At 39.3% G+C, this 12991-nt stretch carries 10 protein-coding genes; all 10 read right to left on the bottom strand.

Annotated features, from left to right (window positions below):
- Positions 1-18: 18 nt before the first annotated feature.
- The 10 genes from ACM5BR_RS11235 to ACM5BR_RS11190 all read right to left on the bottom strand — a co-directional run bounded on the left by ACM5BR_RS11235 (position 19) and on the right by ACM5BR_RS11190 (position 12970).
- Complete coding sequence (locus tag ACM5BR_RS11235; RefSeq protein ID WP_416827998.1) at positions 19-198, bottom strand: hypothetical protein; 180 nt, start codon at positions 196-198, stop codon at positions 19-21.
- A 306-nt stretch (positions 199-504) separates the two neighbouring features.
- Complete coding sequence (locus ACM5BR_RS11230) at positions 505-3672, bottom strand: MMPL family transporter (RefSeq protein ID WP_416827997.1); 3168 nt, start codon at positions 3670-3672, stop codon at positions 505-507.
- Positions 3673-3676: 4 nt separating this feature from the next.
- Positions 3677-4126: a MarR family winged helix-turn-helix transcriptional regulator gene (locus ACM5BR_RS11225; RefSeq protein WP_416827996.1), complete on the bottom strand. Its 450-nt coding sequence runs from the start codon at positions 4124-4126 to the stop codon at positions 3677-3679.
- A gap of 84 nt (positions 4127-4210) precedes the next feature.
- Positions 4211-5311 carry an alpha/beta fold hydrolase gene (locus tag ACM5BR_RS11220; RefSeq protein ID WP_416827995.1) on the bottom strand — a complete coding sequence of 367 codons (1101 nt, stop codon included), beginning with the start codon at positions 5309-5311 and terminating at the stop codon, positions 4211-4213.
- A 174-nt stretch (positions 5312-5485) separates the two neighbouring features.
- Complete coding sequence (locus tag ACM5BR_RS11215) at positions 5486-6571, bottom strand: diguanylate cyclase (RefSeq protein ID WP_416827994.1); 1086 nt, start codon at positions 6569-6571, stop codon at positions 5486-5488.
- Between the two features lie 115 nt (positions 6572-6686).
- Entirely contained in the window at positions 6687-6890 is a 204-nt protein-coding gene (locus ACM5BR_RS11210; RefSeq protein ID WP_416827993.1) for a YbdD/YjiX family protein, read from the bottom strand.
- The gene (locus ACM5BR_RS11205) at positions 6883-8958 is read right to left on the bottom strand and encodes a carbon starvation CstA family protein (protein WP_416827992.1); all 2076 of its coding nucleotides are present in this window, start codon (positions 8956-8958) and stop codon (positions 6883-6885) included. The genes ACM5BR_RS11210 and ACM5BR_RS11205 overlap by 8 nt, the downstream gene beginning before the upstream one ends.
- A 121-nt stretch (positions 8959-9079) precedes the next feature.
- Entirely contained in the window at positions 9080-9793 is a 714-nt protein-coding gene (locus ACM5BR_RS11200) for a LytR/AlgR family response regulator transcription factor (RefSeq protein ID WP_416827991.1), read from the bottom strand.
- A gap of 311 nt (positions 9794-10104) precedes the next feature.
- Positions 10105-11304, bottom strand: a complete 1200-nt coding sequence (locus ACM5BR_RS11195; RefSeq protein ID WP_416827990.1) for an MFS transporter — start codon at positions 11302-11304, stop codon at positions 10105-10107.
- Positions 11305-12073: 769 nt separating this feature from the next.
- Positions 12074-12970 (bottom strand): metal ABC transporter solute-binding protein, Zn/Mn family, encoded by an 897-nt coding sequence (locus tag ACM5BR_RS11190; RefSeq protein WP_416827989.1) that lies wholly within the window; start codon positions 12968-12970, stop codon positions 12074-12076.
- Positions 12971-12991 lie beyond the last annotated feature (21 nt).

The raw sequence follows: 12991 nt of genomic DNA, 5'->3' as shown, positions 1-12991 counted from the left end.
TTACTCATCCTTAATACTTCAATTATCGAAATGAAGTTCTAACTCCTGGGCGATGTGTATAGGATGACTTAACATGTCGTTTTCACTTAAAGATCGAGATTCTTCAGGAAACGGCGTCGTAGATGTTTCTTGTATGTACCATTCCCATCCACGTCCAATAGTTAGAACAACAATCAGCGTAATCATTATTTTACGCATTTGTTCCCCTCCTTACAATACCTCGTTTACTAGCATTGTATGAAAGATACACGATCGCCTCAATAGAAAAACAATGATAATTCAATAATAATTTTCAAAAAATTACTGGTTAAGCTTTTGCAATATGTGGAGTGATGCCGAGTTATTTCTAAAGAGGGGATAAATATTACATTAAGATAAGGATTAACCCTTGCTGCGTCTGATATGAATAGCGATAAATCGCGGATAAAGCATCCTATACTAGAATAGGAAAATACCTCCGATTCACAATGAAACGGAGGTACTTTTGTTATCTCTCTACCTTTTTTATTTCCCTATATCATTCTGTTTTTCAGTTGGCAAGTTCCGATCAAATGGGAACCAGTTTGCACGTCCAAATAGCTTCACCATAACAGGTATGAAGAACGGTAGGAACACGAAGGCGTATAGCAGTAAGCCTGATAATACGATGGTTGCGATTTGCATAAGAGAAAGAACCCCAGACGGGACCATCGCAGCAAACGTTCCTCCTAATATGATAACGGCTGAGAAAATAACCGGTCCCATATTACGCATTGCAAGAAGCATCGCATCCTTCACCGGCATTCCTTTATACTCATTAAAGCGGTCCATAAGGAAGATGCTATAATCTACACCTAGTGCCATCAGAAGCACGAAGCCGAAAAATGGCATCGTCCAGCTTATCCCATCATATCCTAGTATATTCACGAAAATGACTTGATTGATGGCAAGTGAAGAGAAGAAACATAATAGTAATGAAACAATTAAATACAATGGCATCACAAGCGAACGAAGCAATAGGATTAAAATAATCGCAATCCCAATTAGCATATAGATAACGGTGTGTGTATAGTCACTATTTGACGCCGCTAACATATCGGATGACATAGCGGATACACCGGATATCCCGATATTCGCATCCTGTAAATCCGTTCCTGCTAAGCCACGTTTCACTGCATCTTGAATATCTTTCGTCGATTGCAGAGCTTCGTTCGAGTATGGATTGTATTTTAATACCACATCAAACTTTGCAACTTGTTTATCTTTTGATAAATATTTATCAAATACCTGCTGGAAGTCTGCGCTCTCTAATGCAGAACTTGGAACATAGAAACCTGCCATCTCTTTATCTGGAGAATTTGTTAAATTACCTAAATAGTCTTGTGCATCATGCAAGCCATTTGAAATTTGACCAAGTCCATCTACGCTTTGACCAAGTCCGTTTTGCAGTAAACCTAGCTGATCCGTTAAAGGAGCAAATCCTTGCTTTAACTGTGTTTGCCCATCTACTATTTTTCCAAGACCATCTGACATTTTTGGCAGATTGCTAATAACCTGGTTTTGTCCATCCGCCAATTTTGCGTTGCCATTTTGAAGCACTCCTGCTGCAGCTGCAAGCTGTCGCAGTCCGCTGACCAGTTGATCTTGTTGATTAATAGATTTGCTTGCCTGATCCTTGCCCGAAGTAACTTGTTCTTTTACAGAGTTCAAATTTTCGTTCAAGATTGCTAAGCCTTGTGAGAGGGATTGCAATCCTTGACTCGTTTTAGCTAAGCCTTTTTGTACATCTTGATAGGTAAGATCATCTGCTAACAATTGATTATTATTATTTTTATATTGTGGTCCTAACATACCAAGTACTGTGTTCGTTTTATCTAATCCAGAGGACATCCCTTGTAAATTCGTTTGAATCCCTGCATAGTTATCATGCAGCTGTTGCAATCCCCCTGCGAGCTGATCATACCCTGCAAGCATTTGATTTGACTTAACTTTGGAATCCTCGATTTGCTGTGCAATATTATTAAGCTGCGTTTGTACTTGCCCTGCGCCCATTTGGCCCGCTCGTATTCCTTGCTCAATTTGTGTCAATGCCTTTTGCACATCAGTAACAGCACCCTGTGTCTGCTTTGTTCCATTAATAAGCTGATCAATGCCCGTTACCGCTGAACTAATCTGCGGTCCAGATCCGGCTAGTTGATTTTTCGCATCATTCAAACCGCCTTTGATTTGATCGATGCCATCTGTACTTTTTCCAACACCTTCTTGCAGAGATTTTGCCTGATCGGTCACATTAAATTCCTTCACGGGATCGCCAAGTGGCCGGGTAGCACTACGAACCTTTTCCACGGATGGCAGCTTCGTAATTTCCCGATTTACCTTTTCAATGGCTGCCATAGCTTTCTCAGTATCAAGCTTTTCCTTTCCTTCTACGACAACTTGAACAGGCATGACTTCGCCTGGCCCGAAGCTATCTGCTATGGTGTTGAACCCTTTCACAGATTCATAGTTTTCCCCTATTTCATCAATCGAGTTAAACGAAAGTTTACCGTTATACGTAAATAATAATGGTACGATAATAACTGCCACGACTAATAGGGCACGAAACGGCTTGTTAAGCGAAAATTGTCCAAGAGCCGCCATAAATTTGCTTTCGCCATGTCCCTCCATAGACTTTGCTGGCCAAAATAATCGAGGTCCTAACAAGTACATAAACAATGGAACAAGCGTTAAAAAGGCAAGGAGCAATACAACAATCCCGACAGCTACCCCTGTTGCCGATTTATAGAGCGAGAATTTAGACAAAGCAATAGATGAAAAACCGATCAATACAGCTAACGCACTAAAGAAAACGGTTTTCCCTGCTGTTTGATACGTTTTTACGATGGCATCTCCTACGCTATCATGCTTAGGCAGCTCTTCTTTAAAACGGCTCAGCAGCAAAATACAATAATCTGTTCCTATTCCAAATAAAACTGCCACCATAAATATTTGCGTAAAGTTTGATAAAGGAAAACTAAACCAATCTACTAAATATGCAACAATGGTACTGCTTACCACATAGGAAATTCCTACTGTAATCAACGGTATAAATGGTGCAACAATCGAACGGAATACGAGAATTAGCACAACGAGAATAAATACAACCGTAATCAATTCTGTTTTGTGTAATCCATTTTGCGAGCTGACTACAACATCTTCACCGATAAAGCTATCCCCTGTGAAATAGTGTTCAATCTTTGGATTGCCAACTACTTTTTCTAATTCATCACGAATTTCGCCGGCTTTTCGATTTTTCGGATCGATTTCAATTGCTGCAAGGATCGTCTTATTATCCTTAGAAGTGAGCTGCTTGCGAATATCTTCACTATCCCGATACGTTGTTAATGTGGTAATACCGAGTTTATCTTTATTGTTTTGCAGCGCATCCAAAACGTGATTGATTTCACTTTCATCACTCGCTGTGATCCCTTGCTTGTCATGAAAAACAAGAGTAGCTGAAATTGATTTGCTATCTGCTGATTTATGGCGATCCAAAATACTTTTTGCAACTTGGGAGGAATAATTGTCAGGAATCGTGATATTTCCTTTATCACGAACAAGCTGCTCCATATTCGGTGAAAAGGCAAGTAACCCTACTGTAAGTGCAACCCAGATGATAAGAAAAATCCATCGCAGCTTTATGAGTGCTCTCATTCTCTTATTTACCTTCCTTTTCGTTAATGATTCTCCATATCTTTTCGTAAATGCGAATGAATTGTTCTACTTCTTCCTCTTCTAATTCCTTTAAATACGAATATACAAACTGACGAACATTCTCGTCTAACACAATTAATACGCGCTCAGCTTCTTCTGTCAGCTGTAATAGTACAACCCGCCGATCTTGCGAATCCGCCACTCGCGTTACATAGCCTTTTGCAACAAGACGATCAATCATTGCAGTTGTTGCACTTCGATTTACACAATTAAATTCTGCAATCTGACTAGCACTACAAGGCCCAATTTGTTTAAGATGACGAAGCGTTCCATATTGTTCTAATGTAAGATCGCCTGAAAGCTGCTCTGACAGAAGTACACTTAGCTTTTTATTAGCAAAAATAAATACTTCCTCATATCTGCAAATAAGATTATCTAACGTTTTCTTGTCCATTGGTCCTCCTTTTTTATTCATGTATAAAATAATTCAACCAGTGAATTGTTCACTAGTTGAATTATATCATATTTTCGATGATGTTCAACTTTCTAACCATTTCCGAATGTCATCTTCAAAATGATGTGTTTCTAGTACACCAGCCATATGACCTTTATCACTGTCAAAGGAATAAAAAGATGCTGTTTTTCCTAACTGCTGCAATGCTTCGACTGTTTTCTTGCTAAATAATGCCGGCTGTAATTGGTCCTGTAGGCACGAAATAAGCAAAACTTTTGCATGTATACGCTCGTATGCCTCTTGCAAACTACTATAGCCGTAAGAAATATCATGGTACATCGTTGCTTTACATGTATACAACCAATGGTTAGCGTCGCAGTAGGCAAGTCTTGCTCGCACCACATTATCTACCATTTTTTCAAATGGAGCGGATTGCCAAATCGATTGATAGAGTCCCTGTTCTTGCTGATCTCGAACCGTTTCGTACCAGCTAGGAGAATAGGCACCTAGTTGCATCATCTGCACTGCTAAAACAAGACCTTCAGTCGGTTCACTTCCTCCGTAATAATCGCCCTTATTCCAATGTGGATCGAGCATAATAGCGCGTATTCCATGCTGAAGAGGGCTAAAGGACGTTATGATAGGATTTTGTGCATTCGTAATGACACCGATGCACCGCTCGGTCCAATCTGGATACGTTACCGCCCACTGAAGCGCAATCATACCACCTGCCGATGGACCGATTACTGCGTGCAGCTTTGTAATACCGAGTGACTGTAGCAATTCCTTCTGAATATGAACGATATCCCGGAATGAAAAGGGAGGAAATCCTGTACCATACGGCTTTCCTGTCTCCGGGTTGATACTTGCCGGCCCTGTTGTATGTACAGCTGGATGATTTGCCTGTACGTTGCACAAGTTATCCATACAAATAACAAAGAAGTTATTTGTATCAATTGCCTTATTCGGTCCAATCAGCTCATCCCACCAGCCTGCTTGTTCATCCTCATTTGTATAGCGCCCGGCAGCATGGCTAGTAGCACTGAAATAATGATTTACGAGAATGACATTATCTTTCGCCGCGCTCAATACACCGTATGTTTCATAACCAAGTTCGATTGGGATACACATTCCGTTTTCAAAACAGTAATGCTGCAAGGAAAATACTCTCTTCTGTACGAGCATTTCAATCATCCTCTCTTTTTGGCATGGGTACTTTCAATCTAACTATCTCTGTTTTACCATTCATTTTTATAAGATTGCAATATATTTATTCCATAAATAATATTATTTTCAATATATTTACACAAGAAACAGCCAAGGAAGTTACTCCTTGGCTGTTTCACCTTTAACGATTATTTACAGCATACTAACTCGGTTTCTTCCAAGCTGCTTAGAACAATACAATGCCTCATCCGCCTTGCGAATGAATTCTTCAGAAGAATTACTATACACAGAAACTCCTACAGAAATCGTTACAGAAATCATCGACTCATTCGGTAGTACAAAACCATGCTGCTCTACAGCACTTCGAACCTTCTCCCCAATTTCAATAGCCATAACCGATGTACACCCAGGCAAAAGTAGAGCAAATTCTTCACCGCCCTTGCGAAAGGCTAAATTTGAAAAGGCATGCTCCTTTAAAATACTAGCGATTTGCTGCAAAACAGCATCACCCGCCTGATGGCCATATGTATCATTTACCTTTTTAAAATGATCTATATCTAGCATAAGCAACGCTAGTTCTTGATAACTCTCTTCGCTCTTTTCAATATATTGATTTAGTAAAATATCAAATTGACGAACATTTTGTAGACCCGTTAGAAAATCAATTGTCGCCTGTCTTTCCGTATATCTGTATATTTCGTTGGATTGGTTGACATAGGTAATACTTAGATAAGCAATATAGCCCGTAAGCATAAACGAAGTACAATACATGATATAAATGAGTATGTTAGACGTCATTGGTACTAGCGTAATACATGCCATAACCATGCAAAACAGCAAAAGCCAAATCCATCGTTTCATCCACGAGGACACAAAGGTTATGATGATAGAACAGCCAACTCCTACACCAAGTACACTAACAGCTGCTATTTTGTTAATAAATGTAGCGGTGTGAAAGAAGGTGAACCGTGCCACACTAATCAGAATGGCTGCAACCATAGTAGATATAGGACCACCCATTATTGCAGCTATAATAATCGCTAAATGACGTAAATCAAGAATAAAGGTTTCCACCTCTAAGCTGTAATTCATTAGCACAATCCCAAATGCACCTGTAATCACACCTACTACCAGTTTTCCTTGCAACGATAGTGGGTCATGTAATGTTCTATCTCTAAATACTTGCCCGACAACAAATATGAAGGAAAGAAGAATCGCTATATTTACGAAAACCTGACTAATCATAAAAAATGCCTTTCTATTTTGATAATAATTCATTTTAAAATATTTCCAATAATATTGTACTATATGTTTTTCGAAGTTAATATAGCTTCTATATAAAAACAAGCATAAAAAAACATCCGACCTTTAGCAGAAGGCCGGATGTCTTTCATTAGCAGCACCTTGTTATGTTTCCGTTTTTTCCATCAAATTTCGCTTTTTGTACTTCATCAAAAAATGCTCGTTCTGATAAAATCGGTTGACCTGCCGCATGCTCCTTCATATACGCTACATATTTTTCATAGCTTGGCACACCAACCAATAACGAAATAAACTCTTTTCGACATTTCATAATCTTATCTAGAACATTACGCATAATTACGCACCTCTTCATCATTTCGCGGAACATAAGGTGATTCCTTTAATTCTACTTTTTTGTTTTGAAGAATTTGAATCCAAAGGCGAATAGCAGGAATCAGTACGGCAATAACAACGATCATAAAAAGTGCAGTTAAAGATGCATCTACATAGTCATTCGTAATGATTTGCTGCATTTGAGCAACGTTTTTTGCTGGTGATAGTATTTTTCCACTACTTAAAGCATGTTGGAAAATTTTCGCGTGAGATAGAAATCCAATTTTCGGATCGCTATCAAATAGCTTTTGAAAGCCCGCCGTCATCGTCACAACGAGAACAAATGTCGTTGGAAGTAATGTAACCCATACATATGCTTTCTTGCCCATTTTAAATAGAATCGTACTTCCTACAACAAGGGCAATGCCAGCAAGCATTTGGTTGGCAATACCAAACAGTGGCCATAGCGTGTTAATTCCGCCGAGCGGATCAATTACACCTTGATATAGGAAATATCCCCATCCTAACACGCAAAGAGTTGTTGCTACGATATTTGCAAATGTAGAATTCGTTTTTCCTAGCGGCTTATACACCTGACCAAGAACATCCTGAATCATGAAACGGCCAACACGAGTTCCTGCATCAATTGTAGTGAGAATAAACAACGCTTCAAAAAGGATGGCAAAGTGATACCAAAATCCCATTAGCATTTTTCCACCAATCACGTTACTGAAAATATAGGCCATCCCAATCGCTAAGGTAGGCGCACCGCCCGTACGAGAAAGAATCGTTTGCTCGCCAACATCCTTTGCCAATGTTTGCAAATAATCAGGCGTAACAACAAACCCCCATGAACTAATTGTATTGGCTGCATGCACAGCATCAGTACCAATAACGGCTGGTGAAGCATTTATTGCAAAATATGTTCCTGGTGTAAGCACAGATGCAGCAATCATCGCCATAATGGCAACAAGTGATTCCATTAACATCGCACCGTATCCGATTGCACGAGCATGACTTTCCCGTTCGATCATTTTTGGTGTAGTTCCAGATGAAACAAGAGCATGGAATCCTGAAATTGCCCCACAAGCGATGGTAATAAATAAGAAAGGAAAAAGATTTCCTGAAAAAACAGGACCTGTTCCATCAATAAATTTTGTAACAGCTGGCATGTGTAAGCTTGGTCTAACCAAGATAATGCCTAGTGCAAGTCCAACTATAGTACCAATCTTTAAAAATGTACTTAAATAATCACGCGGTGCAAGCAGCATCCAAACTGGTAAAACAGAAGCGATAAACCCATAGACAATTAACATAATCGCAATCGTCTCGCCTTTAAATGTAAAAAGCTTTGCGATTTCTGGAGTTTGCGCTACATACTGTCCGAATATAAGCGCAAGAATAAGAAGAACAATACCAATGACAGAAGCCTCTCCAACACGACCTGGACGAATATAGCGCATATATACGCCCATAAGCAATGCGATCGGAATCGTTGCAGCAATCGTAAACATACCCCAAGGACTGCCAACTAGAGCTTTTACTACAACAAGTCCTAAAACTGCTAATAAAATAATCATAATAGCAAGAATACCAATCATGGCAATAAGCCCAGTTTTAGGTCCAATTTCATCTTTAATCATTTCTCCGAGAGATTTCCCGTTACGACGAATAGATGCAAACAAAATAACAAAATCCTGTACTGCTCCTGATAACACGACTCCTACGATAATCCAAATGGTTCCGGGTAAATAACCCATTTGTGCTGCAAGAATAGGACCAACTAGAGGACCTGCTCCAGCAATCGCTGCGAAGTGATGTCCAAATAACACCCATTTATTAGTTGGTACGTAGTCTTTCCCATCGTTTAATAGCTCCGCAGGCGTTTTGCGATTATCATCTAACCCAAATACCTTTTGTGAAATGAACTTACTATAAAAACGATAGGCAACTGCATATACAGAAACAGCTGCTACTAACAGCCAAATCGCGTTCACTGATTCCCCGCGACTTAAGGCTAATACAGCAAATCCAACAGCTCCTAGTGCGGATACAACTCCCCATAACAAAACCGACTGTAATCCTTTCAAATATGTTCCCCCCCTAAGTATGTCTTAGAGGAATTATACTAATTTTTCTGAATATTTTGTTATATAACACCTTATGATGATTTTATTCTGTTTTAACATGTCGTTTCATTCTCATAAGTTGTTATATTTCTAAACTTTTACGCAATACTCTTATATAATTTCTGCTTACAGGAATTGGTTCATCTGGAAAAACAGAGGCGTATATATTGTATGTACCGTTATAATACGGTCTGAGTTCCTTTACATATTCCAAGTTCATAAGATAGCTTTTGTGTACGCGCAAAAAATGATAGGAAAGTAACTTTTGTTCGAGATCTTGTAATGTATAAGTAGAAATATGTATAACATCCTTTGTATGAATCGAAACCGTTTTGTTTTCTTTATTTTTACTTATATATACGATTTCGCTCGGAGAAATATAGGAGATCCCTTCATTCGTTTCGATGGGGAGCTTACGAAGCGGTTCGTGACTGCTTTGTTTGAATTCCTTTTGCATAAGATCAATGACAAAGTCCATTTCCTCTTTGGCAATAGGTTGAAGCAAGAAATAAAATGCCCGAAGCCGAAACGCTTCTAATGCATCTTTTGTTTCCTTTCCTATTAAAACAATATTTGTTTTTAATTCTAACGACTGGATGAGTAAGGCTAACTCTAACCCATTATGATTTGATAAAGCTATATCAATAAAAATAAATTCTGGATGAAAGCGTTTTGTAAGCTTAATAGCATCTAATTCTGTCATCGCCTCTAGTATCTCTGCTCTTTCTAGATCACGACTGAAAACTTCTTTCATAAATTGAAGCTGAGCTTCTTCACTAACGAGTAATATTTTCATTTTGTCTAAACCACCCTAATGTTTTTCTATACAAACATATTCTACTCAAAATGTCATATTCCTTTTCTATCTTACAAAGAAAACGTCCTATAATGAAAAACTCCTCTGGAATTTGTAACACCAAAGGAGTCAAGTATAGCGAAAAAACGGAATTTATCCCGCTTTAACGGGCAGTAAGACCCCCACCTCAAGATTCGGAGAGAAGCAAGGAAGAGAGGGTGGGAGACAACTGCCCGTAAAAGTCCGATTTGGGCGGGCTAACCATCAGTGGGGGATGAAAAATCCCCCACTGATGGAAGTTTCACTTTATGTTATACAAGCTCCTGCTGTTTTGTTTCCTTTCCAAGAAAAGCAACAGCAAGCACTCCTATTACAATACTAATACAAAAAATAAAGAAAATCGTTGAAATCTGTACCTTTGCGGCAACCAAATATCCTACTAAGAGCGGTCCTATAATTCCGCCGATCCGTCCAAAGGAAGCTGCCATCCCAGCGCCCGTTCCGCGAATAGCAGTTGGATATTGCTCAGGTGTATAAGCGTACAATGCTCCCCATGCACCGAGGTTAAAGAACGAAAGAAGCGCGCCAAACGTTAGGAGCATAGACAGCGTCGTAGCTTGCCCGAAGAAATAGGCACATAACGCAGTTCCTAATAAATATACTACGAGGACAAACTTTCTACCAGCTCGTTCAATTAACCATGCTGCACTAAAATAGCCTGGAAGCTGTGCTAATGTCATCAATAGCACATATTCAAAACTTTTAATTAATGTAAATCCCTTTAAGGTTAGAACGGTTGGAAGCCATAAAAACATGCCGTAATATGAGAATACGACAGAAAACCATACAATCCATAGCATGATGGTAGGACGCGCGTAGGAGGCAGTCCAAATCATTTTTACTTTATCAAGCCAAGGCTGCTTTTCAGCATTCGTATGAAAACGAGGTGAATCGGGTAAACGCAAACGTAAGTATAAGGCATAGAAAGCAGGAATCGCACTTAGGATCATTGCCGTTTTCCAGCCATAGGATGGAATTACAAAATAGGCGATAAGCGCAGATATAATCCACCCGCCAGCCCAGAAACTCTCTAGTAAAACGACAATCCTGCCCCGGTCTTTCGCTGGTACACTTTCCGATACTAATGTAGATGCTACCGGCAATTCTCCGCCAAGACCCATTCCAATAAAAAAGCGGATAAGCAGAAATATCGCTAGAGTTGGTGCAAATGCTGAAACACCGCTCCCTACGGAAAAAAGAAGTAATGTGATTAGAAAAACGGCTTTACGCCCTATTTTATCAGCAAGCAATCCGAATAAGAGTGCACCGACAGCCATTCCAATCGAGTTAATACTCCCAATCCAACCCATCTGCTGACTAGTTAAATGCCATTCCTGTTGAATAGCTGTAATGACAAAAGAAAGCAATCCTACATCCATTGCGTCAAATAACCATCCGAAACCAGCAATGCCAAGCAGCTTTCGATTCGATGTGATACTTTCATTGTTCATCTAAAATCGCACAGGATATCCCATCTTCAAACATGCGCAGTGCGTAGCCCAATGTTAAGGTGGGGAGGAATGTGCGTTGGCGTAAGCCAAAACACTCCTGAGCTACCTCCTTTCGTGTTATAATTTAATTTGGATAAAGGAGAAAACCGTTGAATATGGAAGGCACTCCTTTACTCGTTTTGCTCTTTGACAAGATATGAGGTTGCTACAAAAAATCGGTTGTAGCGTAAAATCTTAGACGTATTCGTCTGCCTAGTTGGATGTGGAAGCCTAGTACTGCCTCTAGACAAAGCCGCCTGTGTAACGGTTGCTATTTGGGTATATCCCTTGTAGTAGGGTAGCAGTCAATCTGCCCACGATGTAACACCACACTAAGGAAGGAGTTGCAAGACGCTTGCACTTCTGGGTAGTTACAAGCTCCCACTTCAATCACACCGTAAGGTCGATAAGTGGCGAGTAGTTGACCTGTACCTTCTCCTCTTACATTATTTCATTTCTAAGCTCCCTATTATGTTATCTTTCGGCACTTTTCCCTATTCTTTAACAGAGCAAAACCTGTATACAGATATTTCAAAATAAACTTTATTTACTGATAATTCATCTTACTTCTTTTCCCTTATAAATAAGAGCTTATAGTGATATTTGTGAGAACACGCAGAAAAATTATGTATTTAAGGTATTATATCATAGGTTAAAACTTTGCAAAACGCAAAATAGAGCTGACTCAAAAGGGAGAAAACCATTCTCTTTTAAGTCAGCTCGCACACACTTACTTTGCTTGTACTGCTTTTTCGATTTGATCTAGCTGATCCGTCATCCATTGTATATATGTTTTTCCTGCAGGCTTTGTTTCTGTAACATTGACAACAGGAATACCTGTTTCTTTTGCTAGGTTTAACAGGTTATCGACCGTTGGTTTCGAATTTTGTGTATTGTTTACAAAAAACGTAATCTTCTTTTCCTTCATATCCTTTTGGATGGCTAAAATGTCGGCAGGGCTCGGATCCGTTTCCTCCGTTACCGCCTCTGCAAATTTCGTATTTTGAATTTTATATTGCAGCGCTTCTGCCATGTAATTAAATATCGTTTCTGATGCATCCAACGTAATAGAAGGCTGTTTTAATTTTTCAATCTTGTCCTGCAACGGAGCATATTCAGTCAAATAGGCTTTTGCATTTTGTCGATACTCATTTGCATGTTGTGGATCGATTGCAGCTAGATCTTCTGCTACTTTCTCTGCTAATTTCGGCATAACGGTAGGATCATACCAAACATGAACATTATCGCCTTCTTTTTTGTTTGCTATATCTGTAGCTACTGCTATCGTTTGTTTTGAACTTGAAGTATTTGATTTTACGATTTTTTCCATCCATGAATCATAGCCAATGCCGTTATAAATAACGAGCTGTGCATCGGCTACAGCCTTAGAATCTTTTATCGTTGCCTCATATGCATGAGGATCTTGTGTAGGGCTATTGATAATGGATTGTACTTCAACATAATCTCCGCCTACTTTTTCAGCTATCTCACCGTAAAAATTTTCTGCTGCGACAATCTTTATTTTCTTATTAGTAGAATTCGAGCCTTCCTTACTAGAGCACCCGGCTAATGTAAGCATAAACAGCATGATTACAATCGATATTGACATCCATTTCTTTCTTCTCACTATTTCTCCCCCTTATTACAT

It is taken from the genome of Ectobacillus polymachus (assembly GCF_048159605.1).
Taxonomy (GTDB): domain Bacteria; phylum Bacillota; class Bacilli; order Bacillales; family Bacillaceae_G; genus Ectobacillus; species Ectobacillus polymachus.
Note: the sequence above shows the minus strand (reverse complement) of the source record. Positions and strands in the feature narration are given on the sequence as shown.